Annotated in this window: 15 protein-coding genes; 4 read left to right on the top strand and 11 right to left on the bottom strand. The window is 70.2% G+C overall.

What is annotated here, in order from left to right; genetic code table 11:
• Nucleotides 1–162 precede the first annotated feature (162 nt).
• Nucleotides 163–372, bottom strand: coding sequence for a hypothetical protein (locus OOK07_RS31105; protein WP_266522119.1), 210 nt, complete (start codon nucleotides 370–372; stop codon nucleotides 163–165).
• 382 nt (nucleotides 373–754) lie between these two features.
• Nucleotides 755–1,036: an acylphosphatase gene (locus tag OOK07_RS31100; protein ID WP_266522118.1), complete on the bottom strand. Its 282-nt coding sequence runs from the start codon at nucleotides 1,034–1,036 to the stop codon at nucleotides 755–757.
• 169 nt (nucleotides 1,037–1,205) lie between these two features.
• On the opposite strand from OOK07_RS31100, the gene OOK07_RS31095 reads away from it, so the two are divergent.
• Nucleotides 1,206–2,318, top strand: coding sequence for a CAP domain-containing protein (locus tag OOK07_RS31095; protein WP_266799744.1), 1,113 nt, complete (start codon nucleotides 1,206–1,208; stop codon nucleotides 2,316–2,318).
• Nucleotides 2,319–2,441: 123 nt separating this feature from the next.
• Here the strand turns inward: OOK07_RS31095 and OOK07_RS31090 are convergent, their stop codons facing one another.
• Nucleotides 2,442–3,023 carry a flavodoxin family protein gene (locus OOK07_RS31090; RefSeq protein ID WP_266799743.1) on the bottom strand — a complete coding sequence of 194 codons (582 nt, stop codon included), beginning with the start codon at nucleotides 3,021–3,023 and terminating at the stop codon, nucleotides 2,442–2,444.
• A 120-nt stretch (nucleotides 3,024–3,143) separates the two neighbouring features.
• Here OOK07_RS31090 and OOK07_RS31085 point away from each other — a divergent pair, with 120 nt between their 5' ends.
• Nucleotides 3,144–3,545, top strand: coding sequence for a winged helix-turn-helix transcriptional regulator (locus OOK07_RS31085; RefSeq protein ID WP_266802088.1), 402 nt, complete (start codon nucleotides 3,144–3,146; stop codon nucleotides 3,543–3,545).
• Here the strand turns inward: OOK07_RS31085 and mutM are convergent.
• The 8 genes from mutM to OOK07_RS31045 all read right to left on the bottom strand — a co-directional run bounded on the left by mutM (nucleotide 3,518) and on the right by OOK07_RS31045 (nucleotide 11,748).
• On the bottom strand, nucleotides 3,518–4,402 hold the full coding sequence (mutM, locus tag OOK07_RS31080) for a bifunctional DNA-formamidopyrimidine glycosylase/DNA-(apurinic or apyrimidinic site) lyase (protein WP_266685065.1): 885 nt from the start codon (nucleotides 4,400–4,402) through the stop codon (nucleotides 3,518–3,520). The genes OOK07_RS31085 and mutM overlap by 28 nt on opposite strands.
• A gap of 84 nt (nucleotides 4,403–4,486) precedes the next feature.
• Complete coding sequence (gene rnc, locus OOK07_RS31075) at nucleotides 4,487–5,326, bottom strand: ribonuclease III (protein WP_266522110.1); 840 nt, start codon at nucleotides 5,324–5,326, stop codon at nucleotides 4,487–4,489.
• A 7-nt stretch (nucleotides 5,327–5,333) separates the two neighbouring features.
• Nucleotides 5,334–5,507 (bottom strand): 50S ribosomal protein L32, encoded by a 174-nt coding sequence (gene rpmF / locus OOK07_RS31070; protein ID WP_007493396.1) that lies wholly within the window; start codon nucleotides 5,505–5,507, stop codon nucleotides 5,334–5,336.
• A 2-nt stretch (nucleotides 5,508–5,509) separates the two neighbouring features.
• Nucleotides 5,510–6,169, bottom strand: coding sequence for a YceD family protein (locus OOK07_RS31065; RefSeq protein WP_266685064.1), 660 nt, complete (start codon nucleotides 6,167–6,169; stop codon nucleotides 5,510–5,512).
• Between the two features lie 131 nt (nucleotides 6,170–6,300).
• Nucleotides 6,301–7,374 carry a DivIVA domain-containing protein gene (locus OOK07_RS31060; protein ID WP_266799741.1) on the bottom strand — a complete coding sequence of 358 codons (1,074 nt, stop codon included), beginning with the start codon at nucleotides 7,372–7,374 and terminating at the stop codon, nucleotides 6,301–6,303.
• 75 nt (nucleotides 7,375–7,449) lie between these two features.
• Nucleotides 7,450–7,929, bottom strand: a complete 480-nt coding sequence (gene coaD, locus OOK07_RS31055) for a pantetheine-phosphate adenylyltransferase (protein WP_266802087.1) — start codon at nucleotides 7,927–7,929, stop codon at nucleotides 7,450–7,452.
• A 26-nt stretch (nucleotides 7,930–7,955) separates the two neighbouring features.
• A complete protein-coding gene (rsmD, locus tag OOK07_RS31050; RefSeq protein WP_266685062.1) occupies nucleotides 7,956–8,543 on the bottom strand; it encodes a 16S rRNA (guanine(966)-N(2))-methyltransferase RsmD in 588 nt (195 codons plus the stop codon).
• A gap of 172 nt (nucleotides 8,544–8,715) precedes the next feature.
• Nucleotides 8,716–11,748: a helicase-related protein gene (locus tag OOK07_RS31045; RefSeq protein ID WP_266799739.1), complete on the bottom strand. Its 3,033-nt coding sequence runs from the start codon at nucleotides 11,746–11,748 to the stop codon at nucleotides 8,716–8,718.
• Between the two features lie 166 nt (nucleotides 11,749–11,914).
• On the opposite strand from OOK07_RS31045, the gene OOK07_RS31040 reads away from it, so the two are divergent.
• Nucleotides 11,915–13,795, top strand: a complete 1,881-nt coding sequence (locus tag OOK07_RS31040; protein WP_266799737.1) for an HSP90 family protein — start codon at nucleotides 11,915–11,917, stop codon at nucleotides 13,793–13,795.
• On the top strand, nucleotides 13,795–16,749 hold the full coding sequence (locus tag OOK07_RS31035; RefSeq protein ID WP_266799736.1) for a tetratricopeptide repeat protein: 2,955 nt from the start codon (nucleotides 13,795–13,797) through the stop codon (nucleotides 16,747–16,749). Before OOK07_RS31040 ends, OOK07_RS31035 begins: the two co-directional genes overlap by 1 nt.
• The last annotated feature ends 134 nt before the right edge of the window (nucleotides 16,750–16,883 follow it).

Genomic DNA, 16,883 nt, shown 5'->3' with positions numbered 1-16,883 from the left:
ACATGAAGGGCACATCAGACGTTGAAGAGGGTGAAAGGATGCGCGGGGGAAAGAAAGAAGGGACGCCGAAACGTCCCTTGCAAACTCTGAACTCTGAAACTCTGACAACTTAGCGGTTGATACGGGCGGCCCAACCACTGCTGTCGTGGTGCGATGCAGTGATCAGGTGAGCGCAGGCTCCGCCTGGTGTGCGTCGATGCTCATGCTCTCCATGATCCTGTCGTGAGAAGCGGCAGCCGCGAGCGCGTCGTTCTCCGCCTGGATTCGTCCGAGCTCGGATTCCAGGTCCTGGACGCGCTGCTGGAGCCGTCGCATCTCGGCGAGGAGTCGAGGGTCGGAGCCGCCGACGTAACCGAGAAGCGCCTTTGCCATGATGGATGGTCCTCCACACTGAGTGACCGACCGAAGCGGTGTGGGTCGTGAGGGAATCGCACCCGCGGTGCTTGACACTCTTGAGTTCTTGCTGCTGTTCATCCATGCCAAACAGCTAAGGTGCGCGGGGTGCTTTCAGCGTCTCACCAAAAAGTTTGACGGTCAACACGATCACGCCCCGTATTGGCGGGCAACCCCGGGGCGCGCGGCCTGAACCGGCGGCGCTGCGACTGATACGGGGCCCTCAGGGCGTGGCGATCATTCTTAGGTGCGGAGCCTGCCACGACAAGCGGTTCTTGACAACCACCAGGCAATTTCTGCTCCGGGCGGCCTCCGGTGGCACGTCCGTCCGCCTCCGCCCGGGCCTCTTCGGAGAATGTGCTCAGCGGATGGCGAAGCCGTCGTACCCACCGCGGGGTGTGTCCCAGATCTCGGTGACACCGTCGACCCGGCCGGGCGTGTCGTCGCCCCGGAGCCAGTCGAGGAGCCCGTCGCACCGCTCGCGCGGGCCCTCGGCGACCACCTGGACCCGCCCGTCCCCCAAATTGAGAGCAAAACCACTCAGGGCACCGAGCTCAAGGGCCTTGGCCCGTGTGAACCAGCGGAAACCCACACCTTGGACGCGTCCCCGCACCCAGGCGACCAGTCGCACATCCTCGCTCATGAGTGCAACCTAACGGGCCGATGTCTCTCGGGACACTTCCTCCTCTGGCGCCATGCGGTACCGTCCCCACCCAATGAATCTCATATGAAACTCACTCGATCGAGTGAGTTGGGTCACCCCGCAAGATCATATCGGGCGGTTTGGCCGCCAGGACGAGGAAGGCCAGAACATGGGACGCCACCGACGCTCAGCCGCCGGCCGCGCCGCCACCGGCCGCGCCACGGGGGTCACAGGAAGGGACGGCTCGCACACGAGCAGCTACGACCCCCGGCAGTACTCGTACAGCTACGACCCGCCGGAGGCCCAGGCGGCGGGTGACGAGCGGCCTGTCCTGGGGATCGCCCCTTATCTGAACTCCGAGGAGTACGCCGAGTCCTCCGCGAGGAGTGCCGCGTACCTGTTCGCCACGGAGGACGACTACGCCACGGTCTTCCCGGAGCACGGGCCGGCGTCCGGAGGGGGCTCCGGGCGCGGCGGGTCGCGTCGCCGCAAGAAGAGGGCCGCGACGCCGGTGAAGACCGGTCTGCTCGGCGTCTCCGCCGCCGTCGCCATCGGCACGGTCGCGGTCGCCACGGGTTCGATGCCCGGCCTCGACAACTACAAGCTCGGCGGCGGTGGCGGCGACAAGGTGCAGGCCGCGAGCACGCCGACCAACTCGGCGAGCGAGCAGGGCGGCACGTCCGGCAGCGTCCGGGGCCGGGACGGCGGGTCCTCGACGAGCCGCGACGCGGACCGTTCGGCATCGCCGTCGCCGAGCCCGTCCACGTCCACGTCCACGGCGGCGCCGACCGAGGCGCCGACGAAGAAGCCGACGGCGACGCCCTCCAAGAAGCCGAAGACGACGCCTTCGAAGAAGGAGACCAAGCCGCCGAAGGAGACCACCGCCCCGGTGACGGTCTCCGCGGAGGCCGCCGCCGAGGCGGAGGTGCTCAAGCTGGTCAACGAACAGCGGGCCAAGGTCGGCTGCAGCGCGGTGGCCGCCAACAGCACCCTGTCGGACCTGGCCGAGACCTTCAGCAAGGCCATGGCCGCCGACGACTTCTTCGACCACACCGACCCCAGCGGCGCCACGCCCTGGGACCGGGCGTCGAAGCTCGGCATATCCAACCTCGGCGGCGAGAACATAGCCCGGGGCCAGGCGGACGCGGCCGCGGTGATGGAGGCCTGGATGAACAGCCCCGGCCACCGCGCCAACATCCTGAACTGCGACTTCAAGACCCTCGGGGTCGGTGTGCACTTCGGGACCGGCGGTCCTTGGTGGACGCAGGACTTCGGCTACTAGCGCCCCGGCGGGCACGGTTTGCCCGCAAAGGAGCGGCGTCCGGTGCGTGATCTGGGGCCCCGGCCGGAGGCCGGGGGGAGTGCCGGGCCCGTGCCCGGCGAACGTTGCCCGACCGGAGGCCGGTCAGGCGGCCCGGCCCAGCAGGAACACCCGCGCCGTCTCCGTCACCCGGCGGCCCAGGTGCTGCGCGGTCTGGATGTCCGCCTTGTGGACGGCGTCCGGGCCCTCGTCGACGTTGGTCGAGGCGGCGGCACCGGCGAAGAATCCGAGGCGGTTGAGGTCGTGCTCGGAGCCCTCGCTGTTGTTCCAGCCCGGCAGCAGGCCGAGGTTGACCCAGTGCATTCCGTGCTGCCCGGCGAGGACCTGGAAGAACTGCAGCGTGCTGAGCTTGTCGCCGCTCTTGGACCCGGAGTTGGTGAAGCCGGCCGCCAGCTTGTCCTTCCAGTCCTGCCCGAACCAGCGCTTCGAGGACGCCTCCGCGAAGACGTGGAAGGCGCCGGACGCCGTGCCCATGTAGGTCGGCGAGCCGAAGACGACTGCGTCCGAGCCGTCCAGGAGCGCCCACTGCTCGTCGGTGATCTCGTCGACCTTGATCAGGTGCACCTCGGCACCCGCCTCGACGGCACCGGAGCGGACGGCCTCGGCAAGGACAGCGGTGTGGCCGTAGCCGGAGTGGTAGGCGATGGAGACAACGGGGTTGGTCACGATGCGCACTCCTGAAATAGACACTTCACTGGCGGCAACCAAAGGAAAGCACTAACTTTTGGTTAGTGCAACCTGCGGGTTAGCGCTGCGTTCGAGTACGCTTGAGGGATGGACACTGGGATGGACACCCCGCAGGAGCGCACGGAGGCGGACGACCTCCCGTACAACGTGTTCGCCAAGGCCTGTCCCTCGCGCGGCACCCTGGAGCATGTGACGGGCCGCTGGGGCGGGCTCACGCTCGGCGCTCTGTACGAGGGCAGGCTGCGCTTCAACGAACTGCGCCGACGCGTCGACGGCGTGAGCGAGAAGATGCTGTCCCAGACCCTGCACGCACTGGAGCGCGACGGCCTGGTGCACCGCGAGGCGCAGCCGACGAACCCGCCCCGCGTGGACTACGAACTGACCCCGCTCGGCCATGACGTCACCGAGCGATTGCTGGGCCTCATCCACCTGGTGGAGGGCCGCATGGACGACGTCCTCGCCTCGCGGGAGCGTTACGACTCGGCCCGCGGCGGCCTCTGACACTTCGGGCAGAAGTAGCTGGACCGGTTCATCCAGGGACGCCTGCGCATCGGCGTACCGCACCTCTTGCACGGCAGACCTTCACGGCCGTACGCGTCGAGCGAGCGGTCGAAGTAACCCGACTCCCCGTTGACGTTGACGTAGAGGCTGTCGAAGCTGGTGCCGCCGACGGAGAGCGCAGCGTTCATCACATCCCTTACGTGGCCGAGGAGTTCGGCCGTGCGCGGGCGGGTGAAGCCGGCCGTCGGGCGCTCGTAGTGGACACGGGCGCGCCAAAGCGCCTCGTCCGCATAGATGTTGCCGACTCCGCTGATCAACGACTGGTCCAGCAGGGCCCGTTTGATGGTGGTGCGCTTGCGGCGCAGGGCCTGGTGGAAGGCCTCGTCGTCGAACAGCGGGTCCAGGGGGTCGCGCGCGATGTGCGCGATGACGTCGGGCAGGCCGTCAGGGGTGTTGTCGTGCAACGACAGCCCGCCGAAGGTGCGCTGGTCCACGAAGCGGAGCTCGGTGGCACCCGCCGCGGCAGCGGCTGATGTCAGCGTGTCCGCGAACCTCACGCGGACTCTGAGGTGCTTCTCGTCGGGAGCCGCGGCCGGCTGGACCAGGAGCTGCCCGCTCATGCCGAGGTGCGCCAGGACCGACTGGTGGGTGTCCTCCAGGGGGAGCCACAGGTATTTGCCGCGGCGGCTCGGGACACCGACGCGATGCCCCTTGAGGCGGTGCGCGAAGTCGTCGGCGCCGGCGATGTGACGGCGTACGGCACGCGGGTGCAGCACCTCGGCGTCGGCGACGACACGGTGGGCGACCCACCGCTCCAGGCCGCGCCGGACGACCTCGACCTCGGGCAACTCGGGCATCACAACCCCCGTACCAAAACACTGTGGATGAACGCAGCGCCCGCCCCGCGGCGGGGACGGGCGCTGCTCAGGAGGCGCTGTTCGTCAGGCAGAGACGGACGTCGGGCCTTCGTCGCCGTCCAGGGCGGCCTTCTCGGCTGCCGCCTTCTCGGCGCGCTCGTCCGCTGCGGCCCGGATGGACCGCCATGCGGACTCGGCGGCCTGCTGCTCCGCCTCCTTCTTGCTGCGGCCGGTGCCGGTGCCGTACGAGACGCCTCCGACGCGGGCGGCAGCAGTGAAGGTCTTCTCGTGATCGGGGCCGGTCTCCGTGACCAGGTACTCGGGCACGCCGAGGCTCTCGGTCGCGGTGAGCTCCTGGAGGCTGGTCTTCCAGTCCAGGCCGGCCCCGAGGTTCGAGGACTTCTCGATCAGCGGGTCGAACAGGCGATGCACCAGTTCGGAGGCCGCGTCGAGGCCCTGGTCGAGATAGACCGCGCCGATCACCGCTTCAAGGGTGTCGGCGAGGATGGACGCCTTGTCCCGGCCGCCTGTGCCTTCTTCACCCCGGCCGAGCCGGATGAATGAGCCCAGGTCGAGACCACGACCGACCTCCGCCAACGCACGTGAGTTGACCACCGCGGCCCGCAACTTGGCCAGCTGGCCTTCGGGCAGGTCGGGGTGGGTGGTGTACAGCGTGTCCGTGACCACGAGGCCCAGCACGGAGTCCCCGAGGAACTCCAGCCGCTCGTTGGTCGGCAGACCGCCGTTCTCGTATGCGTACGAACGGTGGGTCAGCGCACGCACCAGAAGGGCGGACTCGAGCTTGTACCCGAGCCGCCCTTCCAGAAGCGTGTGGGACGAGGCCGTGTTGTCCGCTTTCTTCTTGGCGGATGGGTCCGCCTTGGCGTCATCCGCCTTCTTGGCAGTGGACACGGTGCCTCTCACCAGCCGCTCAGACCTCGAGGACCTGGCGCTTGTTATAAGTGCCGCAAGACGGGCACGCAATGTGCTGCAGCTTGGGCTCGTGGCAGCGCTCGCACGCAACCAGGGTGGGGACCGCAGCCTTCCACTGCGACCGGCGGTGGCGCGTGTTGCTGCGCGACATCTTCCGCTTCGGAACAGCCACGGCTACTTCTCCTGCTTCTCGTCGACGCCCGCTTCCGCGTCAGCGCCGCTCATCTCGTCCTTCTCGCCATCTTCGAGTGAACCGGCGAGTCCCTGCAGTGCCGCCCAACGGATGTCGACGGCATCGTGGTGGTGGTCCGGGTCGTCCGTGAGTCGCGCTCCGCACTCGGAGCACAGGCCCAGGCAGTCGTCCTGGCACACCGGCTGCATCGGCAGTGCGAGCACCACCGCATCCCGCAGCACGGGTTCGAGGTCGAACAGTCCGTCCTCGATGAAGAGCCTGTCCTCGTTTTCTGCGGATCCCTCGGCGTCGTCGGTCGGCTCCGCCCTGGGGCGGCCCCGATCGTCGGCGTCATGGTACGAGAACATCTCCTGGAATTCCGCTTCGAGCACCAGCTCTAGCGGCTCCAGACACCTTACGCACTCCCCCTCGGCCTGTGCACGGGCGGTGCCTGTGACAAGCACCCCTTCCATGACCGACTCGAGCCGGAGTGCGAGCTCCAGCGGGGCGCCTTCCGGCACTCCGATGACTCCCGCGATCCCGAGATCCTTGGGAGCGTCGATCTGGCGGGTCAGGCGCTGCAGCGCACCGGGCCGCCGCCCCAGCTCGTGTGTGTCGAACACGAGAGGCTTGCGGTGGTCGAGGCGGGCGTTCAGAGCCATTCCTGCTTTCGATCTTCGAGCTCAGAGGGACGCTGCCCTCGGTGTTGCCGGGCAGCGCAGATCGCGGACGTACACGCGACCGAAGAGCCAGGATACTGGACCTTTCCCTCACGGCCCAATCCGGTGGTTCCTTACTGGCCTCGGCCCTGCTCGTACGCCCTGAGCTGCTCGGGCGTGATCATGCCGGTGTCGAAGAGGCTGGTCTCGTCGAGGGCGTACGCCTGGTGGTCCTGATGCGCCTGGTGGCCCTGCTGCACCTGGTGTGCCTGCTGCCCCTGGTTCGGGTCGTACGCCGCCTGCTGGGCGTCGTAGCCCTGGTACGCGTACGGATCGGCCTGCTGGTAGCCGTAGGCGTCCTGTCCGCCGTAGCCCTGCTGCTGGTAGCCGCCGGCGTAGGGCTCGGTCTGCTGCTGGTAGCCGTATGCCGGCTGTGGCTCCGCGTACGCCCGCTGCTGGGCGGACTGCTCGGCCTGGGTGGTCTCCTGCTGCGTGAGGGCGGCGAGGTCGGTCAGGTAGTCGGCGTCGCTGGAGTGCTGCAGGGCGGCGGCATCGTCGGCGAGGGCACCGAGGTCGTCGGTGGCGATCCGGCCGTGCAGCTTCTGGCGGCCGCGGCCGACGGCCTCCAGGGTCTTGGCGAGGACCGCCTCGAAGGCGCCGAGCTTGACGTCGACGTAGGCATCGGCGTCCTTGCGCAGGGTCTCCGGGTCGTGGCTGCGCTCGGGGGCGTCCTCGTCCTCGTAGCCCTGTTCGTCGACACCCGGACCGGTGCCGAGCAGCTTCTCGCGGCCGCGGCCGACGGAGCCGAGCGTCTTGGTGAGGACGACCTCGAAGTTGGCGAGCTTGGAGTCGACGTAGTCGTCGGCCTCGGCGCGGATCTCCTCGGCCTCCTGGCGGGCCTCGGTGAGGATGCGGTCGGCCTCGGCCTGGGAGCGGCGGGCGACCTCGGTGTCGGAGATCAGCGAGCCGCGCTCGGCGTGCGCCTGGCCGATGATCCGGTCGGCCTCCTGGCGGGCCTGCTCGACCATCTCCTCGCGGCCGCCGATCAGCTCCTGCGCCTGGGCCAGGGAGTCGGGCATGGCCGCGCGCACCTCTTCCAGCAGGGCGAGCAGATCGGCGCGGTTGATCACGCACGAGGCCGACATGGGCATGGCCCGGGCACTGGAGACCGCCGCGACGATCTCGTCGAGCTTCTTCTGCACGTCCACCGTGTGCTCGCCACTCTCTACCGATGTGTTGGAGACGGACGGGACGACTGTAGCCCCATCAGCCCCTTGGCCCCATCAGTCCTTGCGCAGGCGCTTGTTGAGGGCCTGGAGGACCAGCGGCGGGACCAGGTGGGAGACGTCTCCGCCCCAGGTCGCGACCTCCTTGACGAGCGAGGAGGACAGGAAGCTGTAGGTCGGGTTGGTGGGCACGAAGAGGGTCTCCACGCCGGAGAGCCCGTTGTTCATCTGGGCCATCTGCAGCTCGTAGTCGAAGTCGCTGACGGCGCGCAGGCCCTTGACGATGGCGGGGATGTCGCGCTGCTTGCAGAAGTCGACGAGGAGACCGTGGAAGGCCTCGACCCTCACGTTTCCGTATTCGGCGGTGACCTGGCCGATCAGGTCGATCCGCTCCTCGATCTCGAACAGGCCCTTCTTCGACTGGTTGATCATGACCGCGACGTAGACCTCGTCGTACAGACGGGAGGCGCGGGAAATGATGTCGAGATGTCCGTTGGTGATCGGGTCGAACGACCCGGGACAGACGGCGCGGCGCACTAGTGATCCCTCGCTCTCCGGTCCGGTCATCGTGCGTCTTCGCACGTAGAGGCGGCGCGACCGTACCAAAACGTTCCCTCGCCGTAACGACGGGCCCTGATCGCTTCGAAATCGTCCGGCCACCTGAATTCGCCGCCTCTGGTGCTGCGCTCCACGGTGACGAGGGCTTCCGGCGCGAGCCAGCCCCCAGAGCGGAGTGTGAGGAGGATCTCGCGAAGATCGTCGTCCGTGACGGCGTACGGAGGGTCGAGGAAGACGATGTCGTACGGCTCCGCCGGCGCCGGGGTCTGGACGATCTGTTCCGCTTTGCCGGCCCGCACCTCGGCGCCGGGAAGGCCGATGCTCTTGACGTTGTCCCGGACCGTGCGGGCAGCTCTGGCGTCCGCCTCGACCAGGAGGGTGTGGCCGGCGCCGCGGGAGAGGGCCTCAAGGCCCACTGCGCCCGAGCCGGCGTACAGGTCGAGGACCCGTTCGCCGTGCAGGGGGCCGCCGAGGAGGGACTGCCAGGTGGAGAAGAGGCCTTCGCGCGCGCGGTCGGAGGTGGGGCGGGTGCCGTTCCCCGGCGGAACGGTCAGGCGGCGTCCCCCGGCTTTTCCGGCGATCACGCGAGTCATCTCGGGTCCTTGTTCGGGGTGGTTTTCGGGGGTGGTTCTCGGGGGGGTGTTTCTCGGGGTGGTTACGGATCCAGTCTGGCAGGCGGTCCGTCGTGGCTGTTCTCGCCCGTGCCGCGGAGCCGCATGGCGAAACAGCACCCGGCCCCTTTCGGGGCGCCACACCTCACCCCTTTCACCCCTTCTCCAAGTACTGCTCCCTTTCGTCGTCCAGGAGAGCGTCCAGAGCCGTCCGCAGGCCTGGGAGAGCGGTCAGCTCCGGGTCCGCGGCCACGACCGCCGCCGCTTCTTCCCGTGCCTCCGCGATGACCTCCTCGTCCTCGATGACGGCGAGGACCTTCAGGGAGGTGCGGGCGCCGGACTGGGCCTGGCCCAGGACGTCGCCCTCGCGGCGCTGTTCCAGGTCGATACGGGAGAGTTCGAAGCCGTCCAGAGTGGCGGCGACGGCGTTGAGGCGCTGGCGGGCGGCGCTCGCCTCCGGCATCTCGGTGACCAGGAGGCAGAGGCCGGCCGCCGAACCCCGGCCCACCCGCCCCCGCAGCTGGTGGAGCTGGGAGACGCCGAAGCGGTCGGCGTCCATGATCACCATGGCGGTGGCGTTCGGGACGTTGACTCCCACCTCGATGACCGTGGTGGCCACCAGGACGTCCGTGTCGCCGGCCGCGAAGCGGCGCATGACCGCGTCCTTGTCGTCGGGGTGCATGCGGCCGTGCAGCACCTCGACGCGAAGGCCCTGAAGGGGGCCCTTGGCGAGTTGGCCGGCCACGTCGAGGACGGCGAGCGGGGGGCGCTTCTCGGCCTCGTCCTCGGGGGACTTCTTCTTGCCGGACTTCTTCGGGTCGTCCTCCTCGTCGCCGATGCGGGGGCAGACGACGTACGCCTGGTGGCCGTTGCCGGCCTCCTCGCGGACACGCTCCCAGGCGCGGGCCAGGAAGTGGGGCTTGTCGGCGGCGGGGACGACATGGCTGGCGATCGGGGAGCGGCCGGCGGGGAGCTGGTCGAGGACCGAGGTCTCCAGGTCGCCGAAGACGGTCATGGCGACCGTGCGGGGGATGGGGGTGGCTGTCATGACGAGGAGGTGCGGAGGCTGCTTGCCCTTGCCACGCAGGGCGTCGCGCTGTTCGACGCCGAAGCGGTGCTGTTCGTCGACGACGACGAGGCCCAGGTCGTGGAACTGGACCTTGTCCTCGATCAGCGCATGCGTGCCGATCACGATTCCGGCCTCACCGGTGACGAGGTCCAGCATGGCCTGGCGGCGCGCGGCCGTCCCCATCGAGCCGGTGAGCAGCACCACCTTGGTGGCGTGCTCGACTCCGCCGAGCATGCCGCCCTCGGCCAGGTCGCCCATCATCTCGGTGATCGAGCGGTGATGCTGCTGGGCGAGGACCTCGGTCGGCGCGAGCATGGCGGCCTGACCACCGGCGTCGACCGTGGCGAGCATGGCGCGCAGAGCCACCATCGTGTTGTGGGTGACCGTGAAGTTGTCGGTGACGTAGGCGTGGCTCGGGTGAGCGACGCTGATGCACTGCACGGGTTTTCGTCCCACGTACTCGACGGCACGGATGCCTCGATGGAACGTACGGAACGTCTCGTGCCCTGGACCCGGGCGCACTCGCCCGGCTTTGCGGGTGAGCCGGAACGGTGCGTACTCGTCAGGCAGGGCCACCGAGACCTCGAAGGCGGCGTTCTTCGACAGCACCTGGGCCCGGCCGCCCAGCGATCGGACCAGCCAGGCGACGTCGTCGGCGAGGCTGCGCGAGGCCGAGCACAGGGAGATGCTCAAGCCGTCCTCGCCGACGGTGCCGTCGGCGTCCAGAAGGCCTTGCAGCAGGGCGTGACGGTTCTTGACCGAAGTGTTCTTGAAGGGGTCCGGGACGGATTCCCCGGGTGATGACCCCTCTCCCAGCCGGAGCCCCGACCGATACGGATCGAGCGGCAGCGCGAAGTCGCCTCCGAGATCGACCGGCGCGGCTGCCGGGATGTACCACTTCGGGGATCCGTCGGCTGTGAACATGTCCCGCCGGAGCTCTCGAGTCTTCATGACCTCGGGGGTCCGGCCTCGCTGCCATCCACCCTTCGTGCCGACGATCCAGAGGTGCTCGTCGTCACACTCGACGGAGCTTCCATCGCAGAGGACCAAGCGCCAGACCTCACGCTCCCCTTGCGGGAACACGCCGTCGATGAGCGCGAGGCCGCCGTCCGGAACGACGACCTCGTCCCCCACCGCCATGTCGCCCATGCGGCGGAAACCGGCAGGAGTGAGCACGAGAGAGTCAAGGGGCTGTGCCTTGCCGGAACCCACCTCGCCCTGCAGCAGCCGGTGCATCGGATGCTCGGTCGCCAGGTCGTCGAAGATCTCCTTGGAGACCTTCTGCTGACCTTCGGTGAGGGTGAAGGGGAGGCGGTCGTCGAATGCCGCCAGGAGGCCGTCGGGCTTGGGTTTGCGGGCGACCGCCGGGAGTTGGGCGTCGGCGTGGCGGCGCCGGGCGAGGGCCACCTGGAGGACGAAGGCCTCGTCCCACTTGAGGCGGGCGCGGGCGTCCTCGATGTCGGCCTTGGTGTGCGGGCGGTGGATCTTGAGGAGGGCCTCGGGGAGGGGGACCAGGCCTCGGCCCTCGCGGAGCGTGGGCGGAAGGGGGTCGACGGCGTCCTGCGCACTGGGCAGGACCGTCTGGAGGGCCTTGCCGATCTTCCAGGACTCCAGTTTGGCGGTGGCCGGGTAGATGGGGATGAGGGCGCCTGCCCAGGTCTCGACCGTCTCCTCGCTGTCGCCTCGCAGCAACTCGTAGGCCGGATGGGCCAGTTGCAGGCGACGGTTGAAGACGGAGGCCTTGCCCGCGAACATCGCGCGTGTGCCCGGCAGGAGTTCCTTGTGGGGCTTGTGAACACCGCTGCCGAAGAAGACCAGTTGGAGACGGCCGCTGCCGTCGGTGATGGTGACCTCCAGGCGCTGACCCTTGCCGCGGGGGGCCTTGGAGGAGGCGAAGGTGTGCAGGCGGGCGTCGGCGACCATGGCGACCACCGTGACGTGCTCGTCCATGGGGAGGTCGGCGAGGTGGGTGAGCTGGCCACGCTCCTCGTATCTGCGCGGGTAGTGGTGCAGGAGGTCGCCGACGGTGTGCAGGCCGAGGTTCTCGGCCATCACCTTCGCGGTGGGTGGTCCGAGCACCTTCTTCAGCGGTTCTTCCAGTGCGGGCACGAGATCCATTGCACACCACACCACTGACATTGCCGTATACGTCTCCCGAAACCCCTGGTCAGACGGCTCGTTCCGGCCGTAGGATGACGCGCTCCGGCCTCCCCCGCGGTCACCGCCCCATCAGGGACCGCCCGACCCCGCGCCGTCGCGAACTCCCCCCACCGGCGCTGCGACGATGGACTCCCAGACCTCGAAGTCATCCCAGCCGTCCCAGTCACCGTCACCCCAGTCACCGCACACGTTCCAGGTGGACCTGCGTGGTCTGGTGGACCTGCTCTCCCATCACCTCTACTCCAGCCCCAGGGTCTATCTGCGGGAGCTGCTGCAGAACGCCGTGGACGCCATCACCGCCCGGCGTGCGGAGCAGCCCGACGCGCCGGGGCTGGTGCGGCTGTACGCCCAGGCGGGGACCCTGCGTGTCGAGGACACGGGGGTCGGGCTCACCGAGTCGGACGTGCACAGCCTGCTCGCGACCATCGGGCGCAGCTCCAAGCGTGCCGAGGAGATCGCCGACGGCATCCGGCAGGTGCGCTCCGACTTCCTCGGGCAGTTCGGCATCGGTCTGCTGGCCTGTTTCGTGGTCGCCGAGCGGATCCGGGTCGTCAGCCGCAGCGCCCGTACGCCGGACGCGGCGCCCGTGGAGTGGACGGCGAGCGACGACGGTTCGTACACCGTGCGGACGCTGCCGCACGCGGCGCGGCCCGAACCGGGCACCACCGTGCATCTGGTGGCGCGGGCGGGGGCCGGGGAGTGGCTCACGCCCGAGCGGGTGCTCACGCTGGCGCGGGACTTCGGTTCCCTGCTGCCCTACGACGTCCGGGTCGGCGACGAGGCGGTCACTGATCTGCCCGCGCCCTGGGACCGGCCCTACCCCTCCCCCGCCAACCGCCGTGTGGCCCTGGCGCGGCACTGTCACGAGCTGTTCGGCTTCACCCCGCTGGACTCGATCGAGCTGAACGTGCCGCTCGCCGGGATCCGCGGGGTGGCGTACGTCCTGCCGTTGGCGGTCAGCCCGGCCCAGCGGGCGACGCATCGCGTGCACCTCAAGGGCATGCTGCTGACCGAGCGGGCCGAACAGCTGCTGCCCGACTGGGCGTTCTTCGTGCGCTGTGTGCTGGACACGGACAGCCTGCGGCCCACGGCCTCGCGCGAGTCGCTGTACGAGGACGAGACGCTGGCCGCCGTGCGGGAGGCGCTCGGCGAAAGGATCCGGTCCTGGCTGACGGGGCTCGCGGCCGGCGATCCTGAGCGGCTGGCGGACTTCCTGTCGGTGCACCACCTGGGGGTGAAGTCCCTGGCGCGGCACGACACGGAGATGCTGCGCACGATGCTGCCCTGGCTGCCCTTCGAGACCACCGACGGGCGGCTGTCCCTGGAGGAGTTCGCGCAGCGGCACCCGGTGGTGCACTTCACGCGGACCGTAGAGGAGTACCGGCAGGTCGCGCCGATCGCGTCCGCGCAGGGCGTCGGGGTGATCAACGGCGGCTACACGTACGACAGCGAGCTGGTCGAGGCGCTGCCGTCGGTGCGGCCCGGGACGGTGGTCGCCGAGCTGGACGCGGACACCGTGACGGCACATCTGGATGCCGTGGATCCGGCGGAGGAACTGGCACTGTCGGGATTCCTGGCGGCCGCGCGGGCCAAGCTCGACCCTCTGGCGTGTGACGTGGTGCTGCGGGCCTTCCACCCCCTCTCCGTTCCCGCGCTGCACCTCGACGACCGGGCGGTCCGGCACGAACAGGCCCGCGCGGAGGCCGAGGAGCAGGCCGACGACCTGTGGGCGGGGATTCTCGGGTCGCTGCGGGGCAGCACTCCCCGCGCGCGTCTGGTGCTCAACCACCTCAACCCGCTGATCCGGCGGATCAGTGCGCTCGGCGACCCGGAACTGATCGGCACCGCCACGGAGTCCCTGTACGGCCAGGCGCTGCTGATGGCGCAGCGACCGTTGCGGCCGGCGGACACGGCGCTGCTGTACCGGTCGTTCATCGGCCTGCTGGAATGGGCGACCCATGGCGATTCCGACGCGACGGGCGACTCCCCGGGGGGCGGTCACTGATGGGTGAGATCACGGACTTCGACTCCCTGCGCCGGGCGATGACGGAGAACGCCGGGCGCCCGGAGGGCCCCGCACGCAACGCGCGCGCGGAGCAGCTGCTCGTCGAGGCCGAGCGGCTGGGCCTCCCGCTCGCCGTGATCGAGGCGCTCGGACACCAGCTGAAGGTCTACAACTACAGCTCCGAGAAGGACAAGATGTTCGTCCCCTTCGCGCGTCTGCTGCGCATGTGGGACGAACGGCCCGAGGACTTCGACGCGTACGAGGTGCACTCGCTGCACTGGGTCTTCAAGTGGATGTCGTCCGGCATGCTCGACCAGCCGCACGTGCCGCTCGCCTCCATCGAGAAGTGGCTCGGCGAGATGGAGCACCGCTACCGGCTCGCCGGGCACTCCGAACGGGCCGTGCGCAGCGCCGAGTTCAGCGTGGCCGCACACCTCGGGGACCTCGCGCGCGCGGAGCGTGCGTACGCCGCGTGGCTGGCCGCCGACCGGGACGACATGGCCGACTGCCATGCGTGCGAGTTGCACGGGCAGGGCTGGTGGCAGGTGGAGCGGGGACGGGACGCCGAGGCGCTTCGGCTGTGGGCGCCGGTCCTGGAGGGCGAGTTCACCTGCGCCCACGAGCCGCACACCGTCCTCGCGTCCTCCCTGACGCCCCTCCTGCGGCTGGGCCGCACGGACGAGGCACGGGCGCACCATCTGCGGGGCTTCAGGCTGGTGCGGGGCATGGAGAGCATGCGCGGCGCGTACGCGGACCACGTGGAGTTCTGCGCGTTGACGGGCAACGAGGCGCGGGGCCTGGAGCTGCTCGCGGAGCGACCGGCGTACTTCACGGACACCGGGCAGCCGCGCAGCAGGCTGGACTTCCTCAGCGTGGTGACACTGCTCATGGAGCGCCTCGGCGAGACAGGCCCCGGCGACCGGCAGGTGCCCGGACCGGCCGGCCGGACGTGGACGGCACGCGAACTCGCCGCACACACGCGTGCGGAGGCCCTCGCCCTGGCCGCCCGTTTCGACGAGCGAAACGGCACCTCGTACGTCAGCGACCGGGCACGCGCGCGTATGGCGCAGCGCCCCCTGGTGGACCGGCTGCCGCTCGGGGTGCGTACGACGGTCCGCCCGCTCTCCGCGCCCACGGTGCCGGTGCCGGCCGCCGTGACAGCGAACGCGCCGGACCTGCCGGACCTGCCGGACCTGCTGACCGAGGCACGCCGGATGTCGGACACCCTGCAGCCGAACGCCATGGAGGCCTGGGCGGCGGTCGCGCGCGCCGCCGAGGGCGTCGAGCTGGGCGCCCGCGACCGCGCGGAGATCGTCGACCACGAGGCGATGGACCGGGGCCCGGAGGGTGCCGAACTGTTCGAACGGGCCGCCGGGCTGTACGAGGAGGCGGGCGACCTTGGCGAGGCACTGGCGGCACACACGCGTGCGGCGTACGTACGCGCTCTGACGGGCCGGGTGGACGAGGCGCTCGCGGCGGTCGCCGAGCCGTACGACCGGGTGCTGGCGCTCTATGCCGAGGACGCGACCGGCGTACGGCAGACGGCGTCCGTGCTGATGGGGCGGGCGCGGATCCTGATGCGGCGGGTCCAGGACGCCGGCGAACCGGCGGATGGGACGGTTGGCGAAACGGCTCTCGCCGACGCCGAGACGTCCGTGCGCGAGCTTCTCACCCTGGTCGGCGGGTACGCCGGTGACGACGTGCGGATCGCCGCGCGGGGCGCCGAGGGGCAGTCCATGCTCGCGGAGCTGGCGATGCGCCGTGGGGACCTGGAGGGGGCCGTGGACCTCTTCGGGCGGGCGACGGCCGGCTTCGTGGAGGCCGGACTGCCGTGGTTCGCGGTGGAGTACGAGGCGCAACTGGCGGGGCTGGCCCATCACCTGGGCGACATCTCGGGCGCGGAGCGGGCTTTGCGGGCGGCCCTGGACCACGGCGGAGCCCATCTGGAGGCGGTCGGGAGGGCTCAGCTGCACCTTCAGCTCGCCGAGGTGCTCGGCGGCCGGGGGCTGTTCGTGGAGGCCTCGGAGCACGCCCTGGAGGCGGCGCACTGGGCCGACGAGGCGGGCGAGGGCCAGACCTACGGTGCCTGGGCCCGGCAGCAGCTCGGCGGGTTCCTGCTGCGCCGGGAACGGTGGGCCGAGGCCGCGGAGATGCTGGAGTCGGCGCTGCCCGACCTGAGGGCCGAGACGCACGGCGACGGAGCGGTGGTCCAGACGCTGTGGTGGCTCGGCGACTGTCTGAGCGAACTGGGCGAGCACCGTGAGGCGGCCGAACGGCGGCTGCAGGCAGCCGAGATCGCCCGCCACTGGCCCGAGCAGCACGACCACGCGACGCTCGCCCATCTCGCCGGCGAGTCGCTCGGGGCGGCGGGTCTGCCCGCCGAGGCGGACCGGGCCTACGCGCGCGCGGGCGACCTGTGGCGCTCGCTCGGCAACGTCCACGGCCTGGTCCGCTCACTGCGCGCCCGCGCGTGGCTGGAGCTGCGTGCGGGCACGCAGGACGGGACTGGTGCGGCACGGGAGTTGATGGCGGGCGCGGTCCGGGAGTGCGAGGCCGCGCTGGGCGCCGCCGGGACCGACGAGGAGGCGCGGGGGCGGCTCGTCGCGGAACTCGGGCACACCCACCGCCAGTTCGGTGACCTGCTCTCCCGTTCCGCCTCGGAGGACGCCGACGACGACTCGATCCGGGCCGCCCTCGAAGACGCCCTGTCCCAGGTCACCGAGGCGATCGCGGTGTTCGCCGCCCTGGGGGACGACGCCCTGGACAGCCGTACCGGCGCCGAGCTAGCCGCAGGCTGGCTGGAGGCCGACCTCGGCCGCCCCGCCCGCGCGGTGGCACACGCGCGTGCGGTCCTCGCGGCATACGACGGCCCCGACGACGAGGACGAGACGGCGCAGGAACGACGGGCGGAGGCGGAGCAGCTGCTGGAGATCCGGGAGCAGGAGGCCGGCTGACGCGGAGCAGCTGCTGCAGGCCGGGAGCAGGGGCCAACTGACGCGGCGCAGCCGCTGAAGACCCCGAACCAAGGGGCCGGCTGAGACGGAGCAACTGCTGTAGCCCCGGAAGCAAGGGGCCAACTGACGCGGCG

It is taken from the genome of Streptomyces sp. NBC_00078, assembly GCF_026343335.1.
Taxonomy (GTDB): domain Bacteria; phylum Actinomycetota; class Actinomycetes; order Streptomycetales; family Streptomycetaceae; genus Streptomyces.
The sequence above is the reverse complement of the archived record's forward strand: the minus strand, read 5'-3'. Positions and strand labels throughout refer to the sequence as shown.